Origin of the sequence: Streptomyces sp. NPDC029044 (assembly GCF_040637495.1) — a bacterium.
Lineage (GTDB): Bacteria > Actinomycetota > Actinomycetes > Streptomycetales > Streptomycetaceae > Streptomyces.
Window position 1 is genome coordinate 1 of the sequence record NZ_JBEZWN010000004.1, and the last position, 22,643, is coordinate 22,643.

22 protein-coding genes, 1 tRNA gene and 1 pseudogene are annotated in these 22,643 nt (G+C 72.3%); 11 read left to right on the forward strand and 13 right to left on the reverse strand.

The window, feature by feature from the left end; genetic code table 11:
- Positions 1–1,756: cysteine protease StiP domain-containing protein (locus AB0E85_RS04895; protein WP_361922404.1), on the forward strand; the 1,756-nt coding region annotated here is incomplete at its 5' end.
- Positions 1,756–2,565, forward strand: coding sequence for an HAD family hydrolase (locus tag AB0E85_RS04900; RefSeq protein WP_361922406.1), 810 nt, complete (start codon positions 1,756–1,758; stop codon positions 2,563–2,565). The genes AB0E85_RS04895 and AB0E85_RS04900, both read left to right, overlap by 1 nt.
- Here AB0E85_RS04900 and AB0E85_RS04905 read toward each other — a convergent pair.
- Positions 2,486–3,268 carry a DedA family protein gene (locus tag AB0E85_RS04905; RefSeq protein ID WP_361922408.1) on the reverse strand — a complete coding sequence of 261 codons (783 nt, stop codon included), beginning with the start codon at positions 3,266–3,268 and terminating at the stop codon, positions 2,486–2,488. The genes AB0E85_RS04900 and AB0E85_RS04905 overlap by 80 nt on opposite strands.
- A 58-nt stretch (positions 3,269–3,326) precedes the next feature.
- Positions 3,327–3,548, reverse strand: coding sequence for a zinc ribbon domain-containing protein (locus AB0E85_RS04910; protein ID WP_184557282.1), 222 nt, complete (start codon positions 3,546–3,548; stop codon positions 3,327–3,329).
- A gap of 251 nt (positions 3,549–3,799) precedes the next feature.
- On the opposite strand from AB0E85_RS04910, the gene AB0E85_RS04915 reads away from it, so the two are divergent.
- The 3 genes from AB0E85_RS04915 (at position 3,800) to AB0E85_RS04925 (ending at position 8,567) form a co-directional block, all read left to right on the forward strand.
- A complete protein-coding gene (locus AB0E85_RS04915) occupies positions 3,800–5,956 on the forward strand; it encodes a transglycosylase domain-containing protein (RefSeq protein WP_361923082.1) in 2,157 nt (718 codons plus the stop codon).
- Positions 5,957–6,012: 56 nt separating this feature from the next.
- On the forward strand, positions 6,013–7,290 hold the full coding sequence (locus AB0E85_RS04920; RefSeq protein WP_361922410.1) for a hypothetical protein: 1,278 nt from the start codon (positions 6,013–6,015) through the stop codon (positions 7,288–7,290).
- A 122-nt stretch (positions 7,291–7,412) separates the two neighbouring features.
- Entirely contained in the window at positions 7,413–8,567 is a 1,155-nt protein-coding gene (locus AB0E85_RS04925; protein WP_361922412.1) for an amidase domain-containing protein, read from the forward strand.
- A gap of 19 nt (positions 8,568–8,586) precedes the next feature.
- Here the strand turns inward: AB0E85_RS04925 and AB0E85_RS04930 are convergent, their stop codons facing one another.
- Both AB0E85_RS04930 and AB0E85_RS04935 read right to left on the reverse strand, forming a co-directional pair.
- Positions 8,587–9,987, reverse strand: a complete 1,401-nt coding sequence (locus AB0E85_RS04930) for a hypothetical protein (RefSeq protein ID WP_361922414.1) — start codon at positions 9,985–9,987, stop codon at positions 8,587–8,589.
- A 74-nt stretch (positions 9,988–10,061) separates the two neighbouring features.
- Complete coding sequence (locus AB0E85_RS04935) at positions 10,062–10,901, reverse strand: DUF4097 family beta strand repeat-containing protein (protein ID WP_361922416.1); 840 nt, start codon at positions 10,899–10,901, stop codon at positions 10,062–10,064.
- Positions 10,902–11,151: 250 nt separating this feature from the next.
- Between AB0E85_RS04935 and AB0E85_RS04940 the strand changes: the two genes are divergently transcribed.
- The 3 genes from AB0E85_RS04940 to AB0E85_RS04950 all read left to right on the forward strand — a co-directional run bounded on the left by AB0E85_RS04940 (position 11,152) and on the right by AB0E85_RS04950 (position 12,472).
- Positions 11,152–11,226, forward strand: a tRNA-Val gene (locus tag AB0E85_RS04940).
- Positions 11,227–11,368: 142 nt separating this feature from the next.
- Positions 11,369–11,716: a DUF6153 family protein gene (locus tag AB0E85_RS04945; protein WP_361923085.1), complete on the forward strand. Its 348-nt coding sequence runs from the start codon at positions 11,369–11,371 to the stop codon at positions 11,714–11,716.
- 102 nt (positions 11,717–11,818) lie between these two features.
- Positions 11,819–12,472 carry a DUF305 domain-containing protein gene (locus AB0E85_RS04950; RefSeq protein ID WP_361922417.1) on the forward strand — a complete coding sequence of 218 codons (654 nt, stop codon included), beginning with the start codon at positions 11,819–11,821 and terminating at the stop codon, positions 12,470–12,472.
- A gap of 12 nt (positions 12,473–12,484) precedes the next feature.
- On the opposite strand, the gene AB0E85_RS04955 is transcribed toward AB0E85_RS04950, so the two are convergent.
- Positions 12,485–12,838 (reverse strand): hypothetical protein, encoded by a 354-nt coding sequence (locus AB0E85_RS04955; RefSeq protein WP_355829742.1) that lies wholly within the window; start codon positions 12,836–12,838, stop codon positions 12,485–12,487.
- A gap of 89 nt (positions 12,839–12,927) precedes the next feature.
- Complete coding sequence (locus AB0E85_RS04960) at positions 12,928–13,842, reverse strand: 2-dehydropantoate 2-reductase (protein ID WP_361922420.1); 915 nt, start codon at positions 13,840–13,842, stop codon at positions 12,928–12,930.
- Positions 13,843–13,944: 102 nt separating this feature from the next.
- Between AB0E85_RS04960 and AB0E85_RS04965 the strand changes: the two genes are divergently transcribed.
- Positions 13,945–14,181 carry a DUF2277 domain-containing protein gene (locus tag AB0E85_RS04965; RefSeq protein ID WP_355829748.1) on the forward strand — a complete coding sequence of 79 codons (237 nt, stop codon included), beginning with the start codon at positions 13,945–13,947 and terminating at the stop codon, positions 14,179–14,181.
- 61 nt (positions 14,182–14,242) lie between these two features.
- On the opposite strand, the gene AB0E85_RS04970 is transcribed toward AB0E85_RS04965, so the two are convergent.
- The 6 genes and pseudogenes from AB0E85_RS04970 to AB0E85_RS04995 all read right to left on the reverse strand — a co-directional run bounded on the left by AB0E85_RS04970 (position 14,243) and on the right by AB0E85_RS04995 (position 20,041).
- Positions 14,243–15,529: a phosphatase PAP2 family protein gene (locus AB0E85_RS04970; RefSeq protein ID WP_361923088.1), complete on the reverse strand. Its 1,287-nt coding sequence runs from the start codon at positions 15,527–15,529 to the stop codon at positions 14,243–14,245.
- 129 nt (positions 15,530–15,658) lie between these two features.
- The gene (locus AB0E85_RS04975; protein WP_361922422.1) at positions 15,659–16,255 is read right to left on the reverse strand and encodes a VTT domain-containing protein; all 597 of its coding nucleotides are present in this window, start codon (positions 16,253–16,255) and stop codon (positions 15,659–15,661) included.
- Between the two features lie 292 nt (positions 16,256–16,547).
- Positions 16,548–17,000: a DoxX family protein gene (locus AB0E85_RS04980; protein WP_361922423.1), complete on the reverse strand. Its 453-nt coding sequence runs from the start codon at positions 16,998–17,000 to the stop codon at positions 16,548–16,550.
- Between the two features lie 83 nt (positions 17,001–17,083).
- Positions 17,084–17,493, reverse strand: a pseudogene (locus AB0E85_RS04985) (FAD-binding protein); the annotation flags it as partial.
- 190 nt (positions 17,494–17,683) lie between these two features.
- Positions 17,684–19,318, reverse strand: a complete 1,635-nt coding sequence (locus AB0E85_RS04990) for an alkaline phosphatase D family protein (protein WP_361922425.1) — start codon at positions 19,316–19,318, stop codon at positions 17,684–17,686.
- A 78-nt stretch (positions 19,319–19,396) separates the two neighbouring features.
- On the reverse strand, positions 19,397–20,041 hold the full coding sequence (locus AB0E85_RS04995; protein WP_361922427.1) for an HNH endonuclease family protein: 645 nt from the start codon (positions 20,039–20,041) through the stop codon (positions 19,397–19,399).
- Between the two features lie 389 nt (positions 20,042–20,430).
- Here AB0E85_RS04995 and AB0E85_RS05000 point away from each other — a divergent pair, with 389 nt between their 5' ends.
- Positions 20,431–21,012: a TMEM165/GDT1 family protein gene (locus tag AB0E85_RS05000; protein ID WP_062926595.1), complete on the forward strand. Its 582-nt coding sequence runs from the start codon at positions 20,431–20,433 to the stop codon at positions 21,010–21,012.
- A gap of 208 nt (positions 21,013–21,220) precedes the next feature.
- Complete coding sequence (locus AB0E85_RS05005) at positions 21,221–21,880, forward strand: HAD-IA family hydrolase (RefSeq protein WP_361922429.1); 660 nt, start codon at positions 21,221–21,223, stop codon at positions 21,878–21,880.
- Between the two features lie 209 nt (positions 21,881–22,089).
- On the opposite strand, the gene cpt is transcribed toward AB0E85_RS05005, so the two are convergent.
- A complete protein-coding gene (gene cpt, locus AB0E85_RS05010; RefSeq protein WP_361922431.1) occupies positions 22,090–22,626 on the reverse strand; it encodes a chloramphenicol phosphotransferase CPT in 537 nt (178 codons plus the stop codon).
- Between the last annotated feature and the right edge of the window lie 17 nt (positions 22,627–22,643).

The following is a 22,643-nucleotide window of genomic DNA, read 5'->3' on the forward strand; positions in this document are numbered from 1 at the left end:
CCCTGAGGGCGTTGCCGACACGCCCTTTTCAGGGGCGCGGGGAACCGCGCGACCAGCCCCCACCGGCCCGCAGGCGGACTACGACCGCGTCGACCTGCGCTGGCCGACCGGCCTGCCCGACGGGGGCCGACACGGCTTCACCCCCGCCCATCGGGAGCTCCTGGAAGACGCCCTCCCGGCGATGGCCCGCCGGCTGGCGGACGCGCTGCCCGCGCAGGCCCGCCGCGTCCACATCCTCGGCTTCGAGGAGCTGATGTACGCGCCGCTGAGGCTCGCCCGCGAGCTGGAGCGGACCACCGGCATCGAGGTCCGCTACTCCACCACCACCCGCTCACCCGTCCTCGCGGTCGACGACCCGGGGTACGCGATACGCACCCGCCTCGCCTTCCCCGCCCACGACGACCCCGCCGACGGCCCCGGCGAGCGCTACGCCTACAACGTCGCCGACGCCGGCTTCGACGCCGTCGTCGCGGTGGTCGACTCGGCCGCGGACACCCCCGCGCTGCACGCGCCCGACGGACTGCTGGCCCGTCTCGCCGCGCACACGCCGCGGGTCCTCCTCGCCGTCATACCGTCGTACGCCCCCGAAAGGCCCTCCATGCTGCCCGAGCCCCTCCGCGGCCCCGCCTTCTCCTCGTACGCGCCCGAGGAGGTCGGCTGGCTGCTCCAGGACCTCTCGGACGTGACGCTGGAGGCGCCGACCGAGGAGCGCGAGGAGGCGATCCAGAGCGGCGGCGCGCACTACGCGGAGTCGCTGCCCGTGGAGTACCAGCCCAGCGAGCAGTACCAGGAGCTGTTCCACGCCGCGCTGGAGGAGTCGGCGGCCCGGATCGCCCAGGCGGTCGGCGTCGTCACCGAGACGGTCCTCGCGGAGCGGTCCCCGCGCCCCGTGCTGGTCTCCCTGGCCCGCGCCGGGACGCCCGTCGGCATCCTCATGCGCCGCTGGGCCCAGCACCGGCACGGCCTGGACCTGCCGCACTACGCCGTGTCGATCGTCCGCGGCCGGGGCATCGACGCCAACGCGCTGCGCTGGCTCGCCCGGCACCACGACCCCCGGGACGTCGTCTTCGTCGACGGCTGGACCGGCAAGGGCGCCATCACCCGCGAACTCGCCCAGGCCCTCGAGGAGTTCGAGAAGTCCGACGGCGTCACCGGCTTCGACCCCGAGATCGCCGTCCTAGCCGACCCGGGCTCCTGCGTCCGCACCTACGGCACCCGCGAGGACTTCCTCATCCCCTCCGCCTGCCTCAACTCCACCGTCTCCGGCCTGATCTCGCGGACCGTGCTGCGCGCGGACCTGGTGGGCCCGCACGACTTCCACGGCGCGAAGTTCTACCGCGAACTCGCCGCCACCGACGTCTCGGTGGCCTTCCTGGACGCCGTGTCCGCCCGCTTCCCCGAGGTCACCGACGCCGCCTGCGCCCAGGCCAAGGAGCTGCTCGCGGCCGACCGCTCGCCCACCTGGGAGGGCTGGGCCGCCGTCGAGCGCATCAGCGAGGAGTACGGCATCCACGACGTGAACCTCGTCAAGCCCGGCGTCGGTGAGACCACCCGGGTCATGCTGCGCCGCGTGCCCTGGAAGGTCCTGGCACGCGCCGGGGCGGGCAGCGACCTCGACCACGTGCGCCTGCTGGCCGAGCAGCGCGGGGTGCCCGTCGAGGAGGTCGACGCACTGCCCTACACCTGCGTCGGCCTGATCCACCCCCGGTACACCCGGGGCGCGACCGGCGTCGACGGCAAGGCGGTGTCGGTCTGATGCCCGTCCTCGTCGCCAGTGACCTCGATCGCACCCTGATCTACTCCGCCGCCGCCCTGGCGCTCACCATGCCGGACGCACGGGCGCCCCGGCTGCTGTGTGTGGAGGTGCACGAGAGCAAGCCGTTGTCGTACATGACGGAGACGGCGGCCCGGCTCCTCACCGACCTGGGCGACGCGGCCGTGTTCGTGCCGACGACGACCCGGACGCGCAAGCAGTACCAGCGCATCAACCTGCCGGGCCCGGAGCCCACGTACGCGATCTGCGCGAACGGCGGCCACCTCATGGTCGACGGCGTCTCCGACCCAGACTGGCACGCGCAGGTCACCGCACGGCTGGCCGATCAGTGCGCGCCGCTCGCCGAGGTGCAGGAGCACCTGCTCAGGGCCGCCGACCCGGTCTGGGTGCGCAAGCACCGCGTCGCCGACGACCTGTTCGCCTACCTCGTCGTCGAGCGCGAGCTGCTCGACGAGGACTGGGTGAAGGAACTCGCGGTGTGGGCGGAGAACCGCGGCTGGACCGTGTCCCTCCAGGGCCGCAAGATCTACGCCGTACCCAAGCCGCTCACCAAGAGCGCGGCGATGCGGGAGGTCGCCCGGCGGACCGGGGCCGACCTCACGCTCGCCGCGGGGGACTCCCTGCTCGACACCGACCTGCTGCTCGCGGCGGACCAGGGCTGGCGGCCCGGCCACGGGGAGCTGGCCGACGCCGGTTTCGCGGCTCCCTCGATCAGGGTGCTTCCCGACCGGGGTGTCCTCGCCGGGGAGCGGATCCTGAGGGAGTTTCTGGAGACAGTGCGGGGCGCCTGAGCGTTCGGGTGGGGTGGTCGTCGTGCGGGTGCGGCGCCGTCGTGGCCGCTCGCGCCGTTCCCCGCGCCCCGTGCCGCCCGGTCTCCTTGGGGCGTCGTATCAGCCGTACGGCGATGAATGCCACCACCGCAACGGCCGCCACGGCCAGGACCACCTTCGAGTAGGTCGAGACGATGTCCGAGACCCGGTGCCAGTTCGCGCCGAGGAAGTAGCCCGCGAGCACGAACGCCGTGTTCCAGATCGCGCTGCCCAGGGTGGTCAGGCCCAGGAACACCGGCAGACGCATGCGCTCCACGCCCGCGGGCACGGAGATCAGGCTGCGGAAGATCGGGATCATCCGGCCGAAGAAGACGGCCTTCGTGCCGTGCTTGAGGAACCAGGCCTCGGTCTTCTCGATGTCCGAGACCTTCACCAGCGGCAGCCGGGCCGCGATCGCCACCGTCCGGTCACGGCCGAGCAGCGCGCCGACCCCGTACAGCGCGAGCGCGCCGATCACCGAGCCGGCCGTCGTCCACAGCAGGACGGCGAGCAGGCTCATCCGGCCGCTGCTCGCGGCGAACCCGGCCAGCGGCAGGATCACCTCGCTGGGCAGCGGCGGGAACAGGTTCTCCAGGGCGATGGCGAGACCGGCTCCCGGCGCGCCCAGCGCGTCCATCAGGTCGTTGACCCACTGCGGTCCGGCGTCCGCTGCGATGGCTGTCATGCCGCCACGGTAGGGAACCGAAGCTGAAGGACTCCTGAGGAAATCCCGGGAGGCGGCGTCAGCCGCAGCAGCCGCCCCCGCAGCAGCCGCCTCCACCGCCGCCCGCGCGGGGCGCCGGAGCCGGGGCGGAGGCCGAGCCTCCGACGGCGACCGTGGAGAGGAGCTTCACCGTGTCCTCATGACCGGAGGGGCAGGCCGCGGGGTCGGAGGACTCCGCCATGGGACGGCTGAGTTCGAAGGTGTCGCCGCAGGTCCGGCAGCGGTACTCGTAGCGAGGCATGGGGACAGGTTAATCCGCGACGGCGGAAGTGCCGCCCTTCCGGATTCCGTTTGATCACTCTTGCCGTACCGGTGTGGAGGACCTGTAAAGGCCGCTGGTAACTTTCGATCGTCGCGAGAAGCCGTAAGGGCGGGGGAACGCAAGGGCTCGCTGCCGTCGAACACGGCAGCCATGCCCTTCCGCGCGAGCACCACCGTGAGCGGGAGGGAGACGCAGCCGTGTCCAAGGCTGGGCGGGAATCGGACGAGACCATGCAGTTGAAGGTCCCCGCTTCCCTGAACGCGGACGAGACCATGATGTTGCGCGCCGTCGAGCCGGCCGCCACCGGCAGCGCGGACACGCGCTCCGGCACGGCGCCGGACGACAGCGGCCGGGGCAGGTCACGCCGCCGGCGCAAGGCTCCCCGTGCCTCCGCCCTGTCCCGTCTCCCCGCCGCATCCCCGGGGCTGACGCGGCTCGTCACCCGCGTCGCGTCCGACGCCCGCCGCCTGCGGCCCCGTTACCCGCACGCCGGCCGCGTCGGCTGGCGCCGCTGGGCGCCCTCCTGGCGGCAGTGGCTCGGCGCCGCGCTGGCGTTCACCGGTCTGAGCGTCGTCCTCCTCGGATCCGCCTACGCCGCCACCGACATCCCGGAGAACCTCAACTCCTACGCCACCCAGCAGGACAACGTCTACTTCTGGTCCGACGGGACGCCCATGGCCCGCACCGGCTGGGTCCGGCGGCAGGCGATGCCCCTCAAGGACATACCCGAGGACGTCCGCGACGCGGTGCTGGCGGCGGAGAACGCGAGCTTCTACAGCGACCCCGGCATATCCCTCAGCGGCCTCGGCCGAGCACTGTGGCGCACCGTCGGCCAGGGGGAGACCCAGGGCGGCTCCACCATCACGCAGCAGTACGTCAAGAACGTCTACCTCAACCAGGACCGCTCGGTCCGCCGCAAGTTCACCGAGGCCATGCTCGCCCTCAAGCTCGACAACCAGATGAGCAAGGACGACATCCTGGAGGGCTACCTCAACACGAGCTGGTTCGGCCGCGGCACCTACGGCATCCAGCGCGCCGCCCAGGCCTACTACGGCAAGGACGTCGGCGACCTCGACGTCAGCGAGGCCGCCTTCCTCGCCTCCCTCCTCAAGGGCGCGGGGCTCTACGACCCGGCCCTGAGCGAGGCCAACCACGACCGGGCGGTGGAACGCTGGTCCTGGATCCTCGACCGCATGGCCGAGACCGGCACCCTGTCGAAGGCCGAACGGGCCCGGTACACGAAGTTCCCCGAACCGCTCAAGCGGGCGCCCGGGTTCGACACCGGCAAGCAGAGCGACTACCTCGTGGAACTGGCCGCCCGGTACGCCAAGAAGGCGGCGCACCTCTCGGACAAGGAGTTCGACTTCGGCGGCTTCCAGATCTACACGACCTTCGACCGCAAGCAGGAGGCCGCGCTCACCGAAGCCGTCGCCAAGGCCCGCAAGCAGGCGCGGAAGAAGGATCCGGCCAAGGCGAAGTCCCTGCACTTCGGCGCCTCGTCGGTGGCCACCGACGGGCGGATCCTCGCCGTCCACGGCGGCCCCGACCACCGCACCCAGGGTTACAACGAGTCGAACGCGACCACCGTGCCCGCCGGTTCGGCCTTCCTGCCCTTCGTCTACGCCGCCGCCCTGGAGAACGGCGTGCACAAGACCCGGGACGGGGCCGCGACCGAGGTCACCCCGCAGACGCTGTACGACGGGGACGACGGCATCGCCGTCAGGACACCCGAGGGCCCCTACTGGGACCGCGGCGGCAAGCAGGTCACCTCGCACAACGACGGCAAGAAGTCCTACGGGCGGATCGGCCTGGGCCGGGCGCTCGCCCTGTCGGTGAACACGCCGTTCATGCAGCTCGGCATGGACACCGGCCTGGACCGGGTGCGGGCCACCGCCCAGCGGGCCGGGCTGCTCTCCTCCAGCTTCGGCCCGCAGGTGCCCGCGATGTCCCTGGGCAGTGCCACACCCAGCGCGATCCGCATGGCCAGCGGATACGCCACGTTCGCCGCCGCCGGCAAGCACGTCGAGCCGTACTCGGTGTCCCGCATCACCCGCAACGGCTCCGGGATCGCGCTGACGAAGCCCGCCTCCCGCCGCGCGGTGAAGGCGAGCGTGGCCGCCGCGGTCCAGTCCGCCCTCACGGACGCCTTCCGCACCGCCCGCCCGGGCGTGGACCCGGCCGCCGCGGTGGCCGGGAAGGCCGGCACCACGCAGAACGACACGGCCGCCTGGTACGTCGGCACGGCCCACTCCGTGTCGACGGCCGTGGTGGCCTACCGCATCGACCTCGGCAAGAGCCTCGAACCCCTCCCGTTGAAGGGGATCGCGGGCTCCCCGGGGGACAGCGTCCCGTACCGCATCTGGTCCGGTGCCCGCGGCATCGGCTGACCCCGCGCCCGGCACCGCCCCGAACCCCCCACCCCCCTTCGCAGAATGAGCCGCGCATGAAATCGCCCTCCGGCCGCCGCCGACGACCCCGCGCCTCCCGCCGCAGCGTGCCCCCGGGGATCCTGGCCCTGGCGGCGCTCCTCGTCGTCGCGTCCCTGGTCGCGGGCTATCTGATCCTGACCGGCTCGGACACCACCGCCCCGGCCGCCTCCTCCGGGACCCGCAAGGAACCCTCCGCGAAGCCGGACCGGGAACCCGAGTGGGACGGCAGGACGAAGGTCCTCGGGGACGGCTCCACCTCCTACACCGGCCCCCCGAAGGGCCAGTTGAAGCCGGTACCGCTCAAGCCGGGCGAGAAGCCGCCCCAGTTCGTCGTCTTCTCCTGGGACGGCGCGCTCCAGGGCGACGACGGGCTCTTCTCGCACTACCGGGAGCTCGCCGAGGAGTACGACGCCCACATGACCTTCTTCCTCACGGGCATCTACCTCCTGCCCAAGGGCAAGAAGGACCTCTACGCCCCGCCCCAGCACCCCAAGGGCTCGGCGGCGATCAGCTTCGCCACCGACGAGCACATCCGCACCACGCTGGAGCAGCTCGGCAAGGCGTGGCAGGGCGGCAACGAGATAGGCACCCACTTCAACGGCCACTTCTGCGGCGAGAAGGGCGGCGGCGACTGGAGCGTCGCGGAGTGGAAGAGCGAGATCGACCAGTTCTACGACTTCGCCGAGAAGTGGAAGACCAACACCGGCTTCCGCGACGTCGACCCGCTGCCGTTCGACTTCAGGAAGGAGGTCACCGGCGGCCGGGCGCCCTGCCTGGAGGGCCAGGAGAACCTGCTGACGGCCGCCAAGGACTACAAGTGGCGCTACGACGCCAGCTCCGCCGGCGACTTCCAGATATGGCCCCGCAAGAAGAACGGCATATGGGACTTCCCGCTCCAGATGCTCCCTTACGAGGGCGGCAAGTACCAGGGCCTGTCGATGGACTTCAACTTCCTTTACAACCAGTCCGAGGGCGAGACCGAGGGCGACCCCGCGAACTACCCCCAGTGGGAGGAACAGACCGTCGCCTCCTACATGTCGGGCTTCAACCGCGTGTACTACGGCAGCCGGGCCCCGCTGTTCATCGGCAACCACTTCGAGGACTGGAACGGCGGCATCTACATGAGGGCCGTCGACCGTATCGTCAAGGCGATGTGCACGAAGAAGGACGTCAAATGCGTGTCCTTCAGGGAACTGGCCGACTGGCTCGACGTGCAGAAGCCCGCGACCCTGCAACGGCTCCGCGGCCTCGACCCCGCACAGTCACCCGACTGGTCGACGGTCGTGAAGTGATCAGTGCCGAAAACAACCGGCGCAACACTCTTCACAGCAGTCACACATTCCATGCAAAGATCTCCTACCCCGGCAACCCTTTGGCCGGGGCAAGAGGGGAAACACCAGTGAAATCACGGAAATTGAGCGGGACGCGACGCCGCGTCACCATAGTCGGCGCCGCGGCGACCTCGGTCGTCGCCGGAGTCGCCCTGCTGCCCAACTGGAGCGCCGGCGCTGCGGTCAGCGACGATCCGACGGTGGACGCGCGGACCAGGGCCACCTTCCAGCGGCTGGCCGACGCCGTCTTCACCGACCGCACCAACGCCCTGGTCGACGGCGGGCGCGCCGACGCGGACAAGCCGCTGACCGACCGCTTCTCCGGCGACGTCGCGCTGTCCTCCGGCACCGCCCGCACCGAGGACGCCACCCGGTCCGCGCTGGGGCAGCGCAAGGAGAAGCTGGCCGAGGCCGGCGAGACGTACCGCGACGCCAGCACCACCGTCACCCTGAACGCCACGCGGGTGACGGGCCGTACGGCCAAGGCGGAGGTCACCGAGACCACGACCCTGACCTACGCCCGGACCCGCGGCAACGCGCCGAAGACCACCGGCTTCCAGGCCCGCCACGAGCTGACCTTCACGGCCGACCGGCGGGGCGACTGGCGGCTGACGGGGATCCGCGACGCCGACCAGGGCGGTCTCGCGGTGAACACGCTCTCCAAGCCGGCTCCCGTCAAGGCCACCGCCGCCGCCGACACCATGCCGAACGCCCCGCGCGCGGCGACCACCCGCTACCCGGCCGCCGCCCCGAAGACCGGCACGACGTACGACTACAAGGCCATGGCGGCCTACGCCGAGAAGCACTGGAACGCCTACAACAAGGACTACCCGGACTTCAGCGGCCGCGGCGCCGGCGGCGACTGCACCAACTTCGTCAGCCAGGCCCTGAAGGCCGGCGGCTGGAAGCACGTCCCCGGCTACGTGTACGACTACACCCGGTGGTTCGGCAACGCCGACATCCAGTCGCACTCGTTCATCGGCGTCAACGAGTGGTCCTGGTTCGCCCAGAACTCCAAGCGGACCAGCCCGCTCGCCAACGTCTACCAGATGGAGGTCGGCGACGTCCTCCAGGTGGACTTCGACAAGGACGGGTCCAAGGACCACACGATGATCGTCACGTACAAGAGCGGCGGAGTGCCGTACGTGACCTACCACTCCAACAACACCTTCCGCAGGTCGGTGGCGAGCATCGTCGCGTCGTACCCGAACGCGTACTACTACGCCTACCGCACCTGAGACCGGACGGGGGCCGGGCTCAGTGTCCGGCCCCTCGCTCCTCGCGGATCAAGTCCACCACCCGGGCCACGGTCCGCCGGATTCCCTCCATCTCCGTGAGGAAGTGCCAGTAGTCGGGGTGGCGGCCTTCGAGGCCGGCGATGGCGCGGTCCACGCGGGCCACGGCGTCGTCCAGGGGGCGGGCGTGGCGCGGGTCGGGGGTGTTGCGGCCGGCCATCGCGAGGCGCTGGGCGTCGCGGATGGCGAAACGGGTGCGGTCGATCTCCTGCTGCGGATCCTTCTGCACCGCGTTCAGTCGGTGCAGGCGGTCCCCGGCGGCCGAGACCGCCTCGTCGGTGTTGTTCAGCAGGGCCCGCACGGTCGACAGCAGGGCCGTCGCGTCGGCCCAGCGCTGTTCGCCGCGGGCGGTGCGGGCCTCGGCCAGTCTGGCCTCGGCCTGGCGGACGTTCTCGGCGGCGGCGTCCGGGACGTGCTGGAGGTCCTGCCAGCAGGCCGCGGTGAAGCGGCGGCGGAGCTCACTCAGGGTCGGTTCCACCTGCTCGGAGCGGGTGGTGAGGGCCTGGGCGCGGGTGCGCAGGGAGACGAGCCGGTGGTCGATCTCGGCGGCGCGGTCCGGCAGCCGCTCGGCCTCCACCCGGACCGCCTCGGCCTCGCGGGTGACCCGCTCGGCCCGCTCCAGGGTCTGCGGCACGCCGTGCTGCCCGGCGCCCTGGTTCAGCTTGGTCAGCTCCGGGGAGAGGGCGGCGAGCCGGGCGGCGAGGTCGTCCGCCCTGAGTCCCGACGCCCGTACGGCGTCCAGCGCGTTGGAGGCGGCGAGCAGGGCCTGGCGGGCGCGTTCCACCGCGGGGGCGAGACGGGCCAGCTGGGTCTCCGCCTTGCCGAGGAGGGGGCCGAGACCGTCGGTGAACCGGTCGAGCTCCTGCTTGACCCGGCCGAGTTCCTCCTTGGCGGCGGTCAGCTCGCCGCGGGCGCGGGACGCGGCGGCGGCCTCCAGGTCGTCGCGGTCGAGATCGTGGGCGTCGACGGCGTTGATGTACCGGTGACTGGCCTCGTCGATCCGCCGGCCCAGCGCGTCGAAGTCGGCGACGGCCCGCCGGGCGGCGGGGGAGTCATCGACGGCGGTGATCGTCTCGATCGAGATGCGCAGGTCGCGCTGGGCGGTGTCGAGCTCGTAGAAGGCCGCCGCGGCGGCGTCCTTCGCGGCCTGGGCCTCGGCCCGCTGGTTCTCGGCCCGGCCGCCGAACCAGCGCCGGGTGCCCCCGCCGGCGAAGGCGGCGGCCAGGGCCGGCGCGGCCAGCAGCGGGAGCGCGGCCAGGACGAGCGTGTCGCGCAGCGGCCCGGGGACGCGGGGGGTGCGGCGACGCGGACGGTGTGCGCGCGGCACCGACGGCGAGTCCGGCTGTCCTGGTGTCGCCGTCACATCCCTCTCCCGTGCTGTGGTCCACCCTGCCCGGTGTCATTCTCCCACCGGTAGAGGACGAACACACGGGCCGTTCAGTTCGCTGTTCGCACCGTCACGCTGCCGTCGCCGGTGCGGGCGGACACCCGGTGGGAGCTGTTCTCGTCGCGGGGCACGGACACGTCGACGCCGCCGTCACCGGTCTCGGTGGTCACGCGGTAGGCGGCGCGGGGCAGTGCGATGGTCACGGAGCCGTCGCTGCTGCGGGACTCGACACGGTCCGGCACGGCACCGAGTTCGAGGCGGACCGAACCGTCGCCGGTGTGGGTGCGGACGTCGCGGGAGGAGACGTCCGCGCGGATGGACCCGTCGCCGGTGCGCATCCGCAGCGGACCGCTGGTGCCGGAGACGCGGATGGATCCGTCGCCGGTGCGCACCTCCACGGGGCCGGTGGTGTCGGTGACGCGTACGGATCCGTCGCCGGTGCGGATGTTCAGGGGGTCCCGGAAGCCGCGGGCGTGGACCGTGCCGTCGCCGTCCTGCACCTTGACGGTGATGCCGCGGGGGACCTCGACGCGGTGCTTGGCCGAGCAGTCGACGACGATGCCGGAGCACTTCAGGCGCAGTACCAGACGGTCGTCCCGCATGGCCCAGGTGACCTCGGGCTCCTTGCCGACGACGACCGAGCCCTGGAACCACCGGGTGACCTCGATCTTGCCCGCCGGGTTCTCGCCGGATGCGACGATCTCCAGGGCCGAGTCGTCCGAGTCGACGGTGAGGGTGCGGCCCTGGAGGCCGAAGGACCGGCGGTCGGGGTCCGTGTCGTCCCCGGCGGACGCCCCGCAGGCGCTGAGCCCGGCGACGAGCACGACGACGGCACCGGCGAGGGCGGTGGCGCGGGCGGTCGCGCGGACGGTGGCGGTGCGTGCGGTCATGACGGTCTCCCCCTGGACGGACGACGGCGCTGCGGTGCGCTCTACGACCGTATGGATCCGGGGCCCGCCGGGGGATCCGGGCCACTCCCGGATCAAAGGTGGGGTTACCCCCAGGTGCGGCACCCCGGCACCCCGGCACCCTGGCACCCCGGCACCCCGGCACCCCGGCGCTCCCGCGATACGGGTTTGCCGGACCGTGCCCCCGGCCATGTAGGCTGTCGACTCGTCCTGGGCACGTGGCCCGGGAGCCGGGTGCGTAGCTCAGGGGTAGAGCGCCTGCCTTACAAGCAGGATGTCGGCGGTTCGAAACCGTCCGCGCCCACCACGCAGAGTTCAGAGGCCCTCCAGGAACGCTCCTGGGGGGTCTCCTGCGTCGGGGCTTCGGGCCCGCCCCCTACTATGAGCGCGTGAACAGCCCCGCCCAGCGTGCTCAGCGACCCGCCCCGCGGCGGTGGCATGTGCTGTGCGTGCTGGGGCTGTTGGCGGGGTTGCTCGGGATGCATGGGCTGGCGCCCGGGGGTGGGCTTCCCCAGCGGGCTCATGTGATGCAGGGGCACCAGGCCCGGACGGGCCCGGTCTCCGCGGCGACGACCCACGCCATGCCCTATCTGCACTGCGCCGACGGGCATGTCCGGCACGCCGACGCGACCTGTGCGTCCGGTGCCGTGGGCGGGGGGCCGGTGCTGCCCCCGCTGGTTGCCGACCCGGTCCCCGTGGCCGCGGGGGAGAGCGCCGTACGGGCGTACGCGGTCGTGGACACGGATGGTGCCCGGGCCCCGCCTTCCCTGGCCGAGCTCCAGCTTCTGCGGATTTAGACACACCCCATCACGCCGGCCGGCACCGACCTGTGCGCGGAACGGCGTGGTGCTCCGTCGTGTCCCGAATTCTCCATTCCTTGCAGAAGCAGGAGTTCACGCATGAGCAACAGCATTCGTACCCTGGCGCGCCGGGCTGCCCTGGTGGCGGCCGCGGGTGCCGCGGCGGTCGTCCTGGCCGCGTGCGGTGGTGACGGTGCCGACCGTGCCGCGGGCGGTGCCGGCCACGGCGACGCCGGTAGCCACGGCCCCACCGGGACCCCGTCGGCCACTGGCGCCCACAACCCCCAGGACGTCACCTTCGCGCAGGGCATGATCCCGCATCACCGGCAGGCGCTGGAGATGGCGCGGCTGGCCGTCGGCCGGGCCTCCTCGGGAGCGGTCAAGGACCTCGCCGGGCGGATCGAGAAGGCGCAGGATCCGGAGATCCGGACCATGACCGGCTGGCTGAGGACCTGGGGCGAGGACGTGCCCCGCGCGGGCGGGGGCATGGACCACTCCGCGTCGGGCCACTCCGGCATGCCCGGGATGATGGGCGAGGAGGACATGGCCGCGCTGGAGCAGCTGACGGGCAAGGCCTTCGACCACCAGTTCCTGACCCTGATGGTCGAACACCACGAGGGGGCCGTGGAGATGGCCCGGACCGAGCAGAGCAAGGGCCGCTACGGCCCCGCCAAGGCCATGGCCGGTGACATCGTCACCGCCCAGCAGGCCGAGATCCGTGAGATGAAGCGGATGATGGACGCCAAGAGCTGACCCCGTCGGGCGTCACGAGGTTCCGCCGGTCTCCTCCGGCGGAACCTCGTGCGCGTGCTTCAGCTCCGAGCGGGCCGCCACCCGCTCGGGGCCGGCGAGCTCGGACCAGTAGCGGTGGGTGCTGACGAACACCGCCAGTTCGTGCTCCCGCTGCCGGAGCTTCTCCACTTCGGCCTGTTCGTCGGCGCTCCAGCCGGGCGAGGCGGGGCGTTCCACCTTGCGCCAGCCGTTGTCGTCGCTGAAGCCGTCCAGCGGCTCCACCGACCAGGGCAGCCGCTTCAGCAGGGCCGAAAGCTCGGCCCGGACCTGATGGAGTTCCTCCTGACCGGCCAGGAGGTCACTCGGAAAGTCATAGGTCGTAGCCACGGCCCAATGATACGCCTGTTCGAATTTGCCGGGCGAGTTCCTTCCTGTGGTTCATGCGAACGAGTGTGCCGGGGGCAACGGGCGCCGGATCAGCGCCGGGCCGTGCCCCCGGCCCGGTCCGACAACTCCCGCACCACGCGCGACGCCACCGGGGCCGCAACCCCGTGGCGCTCGGCCGCGCGGAGCAACGCGCCCCCGATGGCGTCCAGTTCGAGGGGCCGGCCGGCCTCGGCGTCGCGCTGCATCGACGACTTCATCGACGCCGGGAAGGCGTCGTAGCGGGCGAGGGCCTGGGCGGGGTCCGCCGGGCCGCCGCACGCCTGGCTGATCGCGGCGGTCTCCTCCACCAGGGCGGTCAGCTCGTCGCGGTGACGGGTGCGGACGTCGCCGAGGGGGAGGCCGTAGCGCGTGGTCAGCAGGGCGAACGGCGCCAGGAACGACATCTTCGCCCACAGGGCCGCCGTCTCGTCCTCCAGGACCCGGGCGGCCGGACCGGCCGTGGCGAAGGCCTCGGCCAGGGCGTCGAGGCGTGGCCGAGGCACGTCCGTGCCGGTCAGGTCGATCTCCGCGAAGGGGCTGCCGTGTTCGATGACGCCCGGTGCGACCCGGGTCGACTCGACGCGGATCACGGCGGGGGCCACGCGGTCGGGCCGGTAGCGGGCCCGCAGGGCGGCCGGGTGCTCGACACCGTTCAGGAACGGCACGAGGAGGCCGTCGCCCAGCACCGGGGCGGGAACGCGGGCCAGAGCGGCGTCCAGGGCGGTGTCCTTGACGGTGACCAGGCACGCGTCGACCGGCTCGCGCAGCTCGGTGGCCGCCTCGACGCGGGCCGTGAAGTCGCCGAAGCGGGCGCTGCGGACCTGGATGCCGTCGGTGCGCAGCGTCTCGGCGGTCCGCTCGCCGGACAGGCAGATCACGCGGTGGCCGGAGCGGGAGAGCAGGGCGGCGAGCAGGCCGCCCACGCCGCCGGGGCCCAGTACGGCCACGCTGAGTTCGTTCGCCACGAGGAGTTCCTCTCGTCGGTCGGCCCCGGGATGGTGGCCGCCTCGGAGTGATCATGGCAGGCGTGGCTGTCGCAGGAGGGCCGGGCGGGTGAAACTGGGGGCATGTGCCGGAGTATCAAGACGCTGCGTCCGCCCGCGATGCCGGAAGAGGCCACCGAGGCCGATGTGCGCGCTGCCGCCCTTCAGTACGTGCGGAAGATCTCGGGATTCCGCGCCCCCGCCGCTCACAACCAGGAGGTGTTCGACCGCGCCGTGGAGGCCGTCGCGCAGGCCACGGCCGAGTTGCTGGACGGTCTGGAGGTCCGCGGGGCCGGGGCGCGGAAGGCGAGCCGGGCCTGACCCGTTCGAGACGGCCGGGCCTGATCCTGTCGAGATGGTCCCGGGCGGAACGCCCTGCGCCTCAGACCGCCAGTTCCGCCTGCGGTTCGGGGCGCGGCGCCGGTACGGTCTCCGCTTCCCACAACCGGGTGGTCCGCAGGTAGCCGTAGACCACCGAGGCCATCGCCAGCAGGAGGAGGGGGCCGGACACCCACGGGTATGCGGCCATCTCCAGCGGCACGAAGCGGTAGGACGCCAGCAGCACCGTGAAGACGGCCGCGCCGTACGCGATCAGCCGCACTCCGGCCCGGTCCCACCCGCGGTCGTACGTGCGCAGCGCCGCCTCGACCGTGTACGCGAACACCACACCGGCGATGAGGTCCACGCCGTAGTGCCAGCCGAAGCCCAGCGTGGCGGCGAGGGTGGCGACCAGCCAGAACGTGCCGGCGTACCGCAGGGCGCGCGGGCCCTTGCGGGAGTGGATGAAGATCGTGACGGCCCAGGCCGTGTGCAGGCTGGGCATGCAGTTGCGCGGGGTGATCTCGTCGAACGGCAGCTCGTACGGAGTGGTGATCGGCGGCAGGGTGTCCGGCCACAGGTCGGCCGCCGCCCAGTGCCCGCCCTCGGGGCCGTAGGCGAACATCGGCCCGACCACGGGGTAGATCATGTAGAAGGCCGGTCCGAGCAGGCCGATCAGCAGGAAGGTGCGCACCAGGTGGTGGCGCGGGAAGCGCTGCTCGGCCGCCACGTTGCGCAGCTGGTACAGGGCCACGCAGACCGCCGCCACGGCGAGCTGGGCGTAGACGTAGTCGAGGGCGTGCTCGCCGACCGGGCCGCTCGCCCTGAGGAGCCGGCCCGCCAGCCACGACGGGTTGCCCAGCGCGTGATCGGCCATGGCGACGTACGGGTCGAGGGTGACCGGCCGGGTCTGCGACGTGATCAACAGCCAGGTGTCACCGGTCTTGCGGCCGGTGACCAGCAACAGGCCGAGCCCGACGCCCTTCAGCATCAGGAGGCGTTCGGGGCCGGTGCGGCGGACGAGGGCGAAGACCGCGACGCCCAGGATCACCCACAGCGCGCCGTTGCCGAACGGGTGGCCTTCGGCGGGATAGGTACCGGTCGCCCATCGCACCAGCAGGAAGACGAGGTCGATGCCGACCGCGGTGCCGAGGGCGATGAGCCGTTGCCGCCAGGTGAGCACCACCATCGTCAGCGCCATGCTGGCGTAGAGCAGGAACCCCGACTTGGGGGCGTGGATCACCTCGCGGGCCTGCGTGGTGATCGGCCCCGGCATGCCGAGGTGGTGTGCGGTGATCTGGAGCGCGACGAGGAAACCGAGAGTGATCACACCGGCGGCGGCCCACAGCATCGCCCGGGGCCGCCGCCTCGCGGCGAGCGCGATCCGTCCTATTCGGGAGGCGTCCCGCGACGCTGTGGTTGTCAATGTCTCAGCCGCTTCCAGGTCTCGGAGTGGTCGTGGTGGTGGGCCGGAGCCGGTCTACGACGTCCGCGGCTCGCGCCGCATCAGATACGCCGCCCCCGCTCCGGCGCCGAACAGCGCCCCCACCGACACCGCCGTGGCCACCCAGCTCGCGCCCAGCAGGTGGGCGCCGAAGTAGCCGAGGGCGACGCTGTACGCGGCCCAGGTGAGGCCGGCCAGGGCCGACCAGGGCAGGAAGTCGCGGGCGCGGCGGTGGGCGGCGCCCGCACCGAGGGAGACCACCGAACGGCCGGCGGGAGCGAACCGCGCGAGGACGACGAGGGCGCCGCCGCCCCGTGCGAGGGCCGCGCCGAGGCGTTCCTGGGCGGTGGTCAGCCGCCGGGAACGCGAGATCGCCCGGTCCAGCCGGGCGCCGCCGCGCCAGGCGAGGCGGTAGGCCAGCAGGTCGCCCAGGACGGAGGCGGTGGCCGCGCAGAGGGTCAGGGCGAGGATGTCGGGCACGTCGGCCGCCGTGCCCGCTGCCGCCGCCGTGGCCGCCGTGATCACCAGGACGCCGCTGGGCAGCACCGGCAGGAACACGTCGAGCAGGACGGACAAGGCCACCACCGCGTAGATCCATGGGCTGCCGATCAGCAACCCCAAGTGCTCCAGCACCGCGACTCCCCGTGACTCCCCCGTGGGCCAGACCGTGCCGCGATGGCGCGGGCGGAAACGGCAGGAGTGGCCATGACAGCCATAGAGCGTACGCCTGGGGTGTGACGGGCGGTTCACGGGGGGCTCATACGTTCGGTGCGGAGTGTTCACCTCGTCGCGCCTCGCACCGGATTGCCGGCGTATACGGCATATGCGATGCCGTCCTCACAGCACTGATGCCGGGCTGGTAAACGCGAAGCGGCGCCTCTCCCGGTGGGGAGGGCGCCGCTGGGTGTCCGAGGTGCGGGGCGGCTCAGGCGGCCACCGGGGTCTGGCCGGCGGTGCGCTGCTCCTGCGTCGAGGTACGCCGGGCCAGCAGCCGGTCCAGGCCGAACGCGCCGGAGCCCGTGAAGATCAGCAGGAACATGGCCCAGCAGTACATGGCCGCGCCCTCGCCGCTGTTCTCGATCGGCCACAGGCCCTGGGGCTGGTGGACCTTGAAGTACGCGTAGGCCATCGCGCCGGAGGAGATGAACGCCGCGATGCGGGTGCCGAGGCCCAGCAGCACCAGGGTGCCGCCGACGAGTTCGATGACGGCCGCGTACCAGTTCGGCCAGGCACCGGTCGCGGCGGTGCCGCCCTTGCCGTCCACGCCTCCGAGGACGCCGAAGAGCGCGACGGCTCCGTGGCAGGCGAAGAGCAGGCCGACGACGATCCGGAACAGTCCGAGCGCGTACGGCTGTGCGCCGTTGAGGCGAGCGGTCATGTGGGGGGTCTCTCCTTCGGTTGGCCGGCCCTGGGGAGGCCGGTCGGGGACGGATACCGCGGAGTAGCCCACGTTAGGTGTGCCTAATTGATGCTTGCAAGTTCAACATTTGGCCACGACTTTGCCTCCGGTTGGGGCTCTGTTTCCGGCCCTGTCGCACGTAGAACGGCTCTCGCCACCGTGTCCGCCTCCGAAAGAGTGACCGAATCCACCCCTGGGCGAGTTCCGGCGGTGGTCACCCGGTGCACGCCTTCTGTCGGCACGCCGAACGCGAACAGCGGTATGTGTGCAACTCCTTGACGGTCCATCAGCCCATAAGGGAGGGATGTGACGTCCAGTCCGCCTGTCTCATGACCGTCGGCGGTGTGCGGTCGGCACCGCCCGCGGCGCAGGAGGGAGGGGAGGGCGTCGGCGGGTGCCGCAGGTCCGGTTCCGGCAGGCGCGCCTCTATGAGGGTTCTCACACGGACGGCCGACCCCGGTACGTCGGGCGAGCCGTGCGGGAGCCGAGGCCGACCAGAGAGCCGCCCGCGCCCCGGATGTCGATACCAGGGGCGAGGCGGCCCGCCGAGTCGGGGACGAGCGCCAGCTCGCGCAGGGGCGGCCGAGGCTCGCTGTGGGATGCCCCACTGCCATCGCGGGGTCTCGCGGGGCACAGCGTCAACCAGCGGGCGCACCAGGCGATTACGGGGCGAGTTCGGAGTCCAGGAGCGTCTTCAGGCGGGGGCCCGTGCCCTCGCGGGTCTTGGCCTGCTCCAGTCGGAGCCGGGCCGAACGGCCGCGCAGGGTCAGGGTCATGAGCTGGTTGCCGAACCAGGGGCCGCCCGTCTTGCGCCAGCTGACCGGCGGCTTCGGGAGGCGGCCGTGCCGGGCGAGCCCGCGGCCCAGGCGCCGCGCCATAGCGCTCCAGCCGATGCGGAACGCCAGCCGCATCGACAGCGGGACGGAGTTGTGCACGGGGGAGCAGACCAGCTGCACCACCCGGGCGTCCGGGCCCCGGCCGGGCCACGAGGGCTCGGCGATGTAGGCGTGGTGCACGTCCCCGGAGAGTACGCACACCGTCGCCGGCGCCCGGTCGCCCGAGCCCGCTTCGGCGATCAGCTCCGCCAGCCCCGCGAAGGACTCGGGGAAAGCCGACCAGTGCTCCAGGTCGGCGGCGCGCCGCACCTTCTCCCCCAACCGCGCCCAGCGCGCGCCCCGTTCACCGCCGCACAGCGCCGCGTTCCACCCCTCGGCGTCGTGCACGAGGTGCGGCAGCAGCCAGGGCAGCGAGGTGCCGATCAACAGGTGGTCGTACGCCTCCGGGTCCCGCACCTGCTCGCGCAGCCAGGCCTCCTCGCCCGGGTCGAGCATCGCGCGCTCCTCCTCGGCGAGGACCCGGGCGGCCCGGCTGTCCACCATCACCAGGCGTACACGCCCGAAGTCGCGCCGGTAGCTCCAGCGGACCGTGGCGGCGTCGGCGTCGGCCCGGGCGGCGAAGGCCCGCAGCACGTCGGTCCCGTCGGGGACCTTGCGGACCTCCTCGTACACCGGGTCGGCCGCCAGTTCCTCCAGGGAGAGGTTGCCGAGGTGCTGGTGGACCCAGTACGACATCAGGCCGCTCAGCAGGCGCTCCTGCCACCAGCCGGTGGCGCGCATGTCTTCGAGCCAGGCGGCGGACGTGTTCCAGTCGTCGATCACGTCGTGGTCGTCGAAGATCATGAAGCTGGGCACGGTGGACAGCAGCCAGCGGATGCGCGGGTCGAGCCAGGACTCGTAATAGAGGTGGGTGTACTCCTCGTAGTCCGCGACCCCGTTGCCCGGCTCTTCCTTCAGGTCGCGGCGGCCCGCCAGCCAGCGTTGGGTGGCGTCGGAGGTCTCGTCGGCGTACACCTGGTCACCGAGCAGCAGCAGGACGTGCGGCCGCTCGCCCTCGGGGTCGGCCGCGAGGCGGGTGGCGAGGGCGTCCAGGGCGTCCGGGCCCACGGGGTCGTCCCCGCCCGCCGGGGGAGAGGCCCAGCGGCACGAGCCGAAGGCGACGTCGAGGCCGCTCTCTCCGCCCGGCGCGTGGATCGCCGAGGGCGGGAAGGGGGAGCCGGGCAGCGGCCACACCCGGGCGCCGTCGAGCAGCACCTCGTACGGGGTGGTCGTACCCGCCGTCAGACCGGTCACCGGGACCAGTGCGTAGTGGTGGCCCGCGATCTGGAAGCTGTGGGCCGTGCCGCCGGCGCCGTCGGCGCAGCGCACCTCGGCGGTGCACGGACGGCTCGTCTCGACCCACACGGTCGCGGACGAGCCGTCGGTGTACCTCAGCAGCGGTCCGAGGCGCAGTGCGCTCATGTCGTTTCCCCTCTCCGTCGCCCCGTACGGTACGCAGCGACGGAGGTCAGCGGGGAGGTCCCGACACGAATCAGCGTGTCAGCAGCTCGCGAGGTAGTTCGTCAGCGCGGACTTCTCGGCCGAGTCGACGGAGAGGCCGTAGTAGTACTTCACCTGCACCCAGGCGCGGACGTAGGTGCAGCGGTACGTCGTCCGGGAGGGCATCCAGGTGGCCGGGTCCTGGTCGCCCTTGGCCTGGTTGACGTTGTCGGTGACCGCGATGAGCTGAGGGCGGGTCAGGTCGTTGGCGAACGACTGGCGGCGGGAGGTGGTCCAGGAGTCGGCGCCGGAGTCCCAGGCCTCGGCCAGCGGCACGAGGTGGTCGATGTCGACGTCGGAGGCGGCGGACCAGGTGGCACCGTCGTAGGGGGAGTACCAGCTGCCGCTGGTGGCGGCGCAGGAGGAGTCCTGCTGGACGTTGGATCCGTCGCGCTTGAGGACGACCTCGCGGGTGTTGCAGGAACCGGACTGGGTGATCCAGTGCGGGAAGAGGTCCCGGTTGTAGCCGGTGCGGTCCTCGGTCGCCACGGTGAGCGAGGCGAGGTAGGAGCGTGCGGTGGCGCCGCTCACGGGGGTGGGGAGGGCGGCGGAGGCCGTGGGGGCGTTGAAGAGGGCCACGGACGATATGAGCGCGGTGGCGGCCGCGGCCACGCTGAGCCGTCGACGCGCGTAGAACCTGGGCATGCGGACTCCCTGGGGAGAAGGGGGTGTGGCGTGCGAGCGAGGGGAATGCTCGCGGTGCCGTGTTGCGCACAGGTGTGCGCCCGGTGAGAAGTTAGTGACACGTGCATGACATGACAAGGTTCACGGGGAAAGTTTCACATCAGGGGTGTCGCGTACGATGGACGGCGCAGAAGGGGAGTAGCTCTTCGCCGGACCGTCGACATACTGCTCAGCCCGCCTGAGCCGGCGCCCGGAGGCCGGTCCTTTCCCGGACCTGCCAGCGAGACCTTCGGCAAAGCAGTGCACGCCCGCGCCCCCCGGTGCGGGTGCCGTGTGTGCTGCCGTGCCGAGGCGTCGTGTGCGAAGGTCCAGCACTCTCGGTGGGGCAGCCCCGACCGATTGAGGAACCCTTGATCAGCCTGACCGTGACGGCCGTCGTCTTCGGCGTCGTCTTCCTCGCAGAACTGCCGGACAAGACCGCCCTCGCGGGCCTCGTCCTCGGCACCCGCTACCGCGCCTCCTACGTCTTCGCCGGTGTCGCCGCGGCCTTCGCGCTGCACGTCGCGCTCGCCGTCGCCGCCGGCAGTGTGCTGACGCTGCTGCCGCAGCAGATCGTGCAGGCCCTCACGGGCGTGCTGTTCCTGGGTGGGGCCGCGGTGCTGCTGCTGCGCAAGGGCGAGGACGAGGAGGAGGTCCGCAAGCCGGAGAACCAGTCCTTCTGGAAGGTCTCGGGTGCCGGGTTCATGCTCATCCTGGTCGCCGAGTTCGGTGATCTGACCCAGATCATGACCGCGAACCTGGCCGCCCGCTACGACGACCCGCTCTCCGTCGGCCTGGGGGCGGTGCTCGCGCTGTGGGCCGTGGCCGGGCTCGGCATCGTCGGCGGCAAGGCGCTGATGAAGAAGGTGCCGCTGCGGCTGATCACGCAGGTCGCGGCGCTGGTCATGCTGGCGCTCGGCGTGTGGAGCCTGTGGGAGGCCGTGACCGGCTGAGCCGGGCGGGCCGAACAGTGGGTGAACGTCCGGTGGGGCCCCTGGCGCGAAGGCCGCCTTGTTTTGTACCGTGGAGAAACAAAGTGGCCTCCGCCCGTTTTCCCTGACCGGCGGGCGGGGCCGCCTTGTCTCCCGGGGCGTGCCGGTCGCGATCCGTCGTCCGCCCCCTCTCCCGCGCTGGAACGCGCCCCGAGCCTTGGAGCTGCCGATGACGGCCACCGCCGTGCTCACCGCCCGCGCCCTCCTGCTGGACATGGACGGCACCCTCGTCAACTCCGACGCCTCGGTCGAGCGCGTCTGGCGGCGCTGGGCCGAGCGTCACGGGCTCGACGGCGACGACATCATGAAGGTCGTCCACGGCCGGCAGGGCTACGCCTCCATGGCGCTGCTGCTGCCCGAGCGGCCGATGGAGCAGAACCACGCCGACAACGCCCGGATGCTCGCCGAGGAGACGGCCGACACCGACGGTGTCGTCGCGATCCCCGGCGCGCCGGAGTTCCTGGCCGCGCTGCGCGGGCTGCCGCACGCGCTGGTGACCTCGGCCGACGTGCCGCTGTCGACGGCGCGGATGGCCGCAGCCGGTCTGGAGCAGCCCGCGGTGCGGGTGACCGCGGAGTCCGTCGGGGCGAGCAAGCCCGACCCCGAGGGCTTCCTGAAGGGCGCCGCCGAGCTGGGCGTCGCCCCCGCCGACTGTGTGGTCTTCGAGGACTCCGGGGCCGGCATAGCGGCCGGGCGCGCCGCCGGGATGACGGTGGTCGGGGTCGGGCCCCGGGCCGCGGCCCACGAGCCGGACGTCGTGGTGGAGGACCTCACGACGGTGCGTGTGGAGGCCGGCGCGGACGGGACGATCCGGCTGCACATCGGGTGAACCCGGGCCGCCCGGCTCAGCGGAATGGCCGGGCCCCGGAACGGCTGTGCGGAGATGTCCGGGCTCGGTGGGATGGTGGCGCCCGGCCCGGTCGGGCGGCCGCGACGGTGCGCGTCACTTGGGTGGCCGGCGTGCGCGTCGCGGGGGCGGCGAGGCAGGCGCGTGTCCGTGGGTGGCCGGAGAGGCGTGAGTCCCTCGGGCGGCGCTGGTCAGCCCGTCACATGGGCGGCGATGACGCGCGCGCACTCCAGGGACTCGGTGTGCGTCGTGTCCACCTCCACGTCGTAGGTCAGCCCCTCGTGCACGGCCCGGGCCTGTGACGCGGCCATGCCCTTGACCCGGTCTCCCCGGGCGATCTCGCGGCCCGCGGCGACCTCGGCGTCGCACCGGACTCCGACCCACAGCACATCGAGTCCGGCGAGGGCCTTCTCCCACCGCTGCCGGGACGCCGCGCCGCCGAGGAAGACGTCGTCCACGATGATCCCGGCGCCGGCGCGGGCCATGGCGGCGATGCCCTCGGTCCAGGCGGCTTCCAGAGCCCGGAAGTCCGCGCCGACGCTCACGCCGCCGTCCGCCGCGAACGTGATCCCGCCCTCCGATCCCTGGAGCTTCGCGGGCAGCGCCTCGACGAACGAGTCGACGCCGAAGGCCATCCACGCACCGGGCAGGACCTCTTGCAGGCACCGGACGATCCCCGACTTGCCCGAGCTCGAACCGCCGTTGAGAACGATCACCTGAGTAGTCACGGCGTCACGATAGGGCG

What these genes read in the sequence shown, in the direction of transcription:
- AB0E85_RS04980 (WP_361922423.1), bottom strand. Translation starts at nt 17,000, where the DNA reads ATGACCGCTCGCCTCAACGGCGCACAGCCGTACGCGCTCGGACTGTTC.
- AB0E85_RS04910 (WP_184557282.1), bottom strand. Translation starts at nt 3,548, where the DNA reads ATGCCTCGCTACGAGTACCGCTGCCGGACCTGCGGCGACACCTTCGAA.
- AB0E85_RS04915 (WP_361923082.1), top strand. Translation starts at nt 3,800, where the DNA reads ATGCAGTTGAAGGTCCCCGCTTCCCTGAACGCGGACGAGACCATGATG.
- AB0E85_RS04970 (WP_361923088.1), bottom strand. Translation starts at nt 15,529, where the DNA reads ATGCTGTGGGCCGCCGCCGGTGTGATCACTCTCGGTTTCCTCGTCGCG.
- AB0E85_RS04920 (WP_361922410.1), top strand. Translation starts at nt 6,013, where the DNA reads ATGAAATCGCCCTCCGGCCGCCGCCGACGACCCCGCGCCTCCCGCCGC.
- AB0E85_RS05005 (WP_361922429.1), top strand. Translation starts at nt 21,221, where the DNA reads ATGACGGCCACCGCCGTGCTCACCGCCCGCGCCCTCCTGCTGGACATG.
- AB0E85_RS04905 (WP_361922408.1), bottom strand. Translation starts at nt 3,268, where the DNA reads ATGACAGCCATCGCAGCGGACGCCGGACCGCAGTGGGTCAACGACCTG.
- AB0E85_RS04950 (WP_361922417.1), top strand. Translation starts at nt 11,819, where the DNA reads ATGAGCAACAGCATTCGTACCCTGGCGCGCCGGGCTGCCCTGGTGGCG.
- AB0E85_RS04995 (WP_361922427.1), bottom strand. Translation starts at nt 20,041, where the DNA reads ATGCCCAGGTTCTACGCGCGTCGACGGCTCAGCGTGGCCGCGGCCGCC.
- AB0E85_RS04935 (WP_361922416.1), bottom strand. Translation starts at nt 10,901, where the DNA reads ATGACCGCACGCACCGCCACCGTCCGCGCGACCGCCCGCGCCACCGCC.
- AB0E85_RS04965 (WP_355829748.1), top strand. Translation starts at nt 13,945, where the DNA reads ATGTGCCGGAGTATCAAGACGCTGCGTCCGCCCGCGATGCCGGAAGAG.
- AB0E85_RS04990 (WP_361922425.1), bottom strand. Translation starts at nt 19,318, where the DNA reads ATGAGCGCACTGCGCCTCGGACCGCTGCTGAGGTACACCGACGGCTCG.
- AB0E85_RS04900 (WP_361922406.1), top strand. Translation starts at nt 1,756, where the DNA reads ATGCCCGTCCTCGTCGCCAGTGACCTCGATCGCACCCTGATCTACTCC.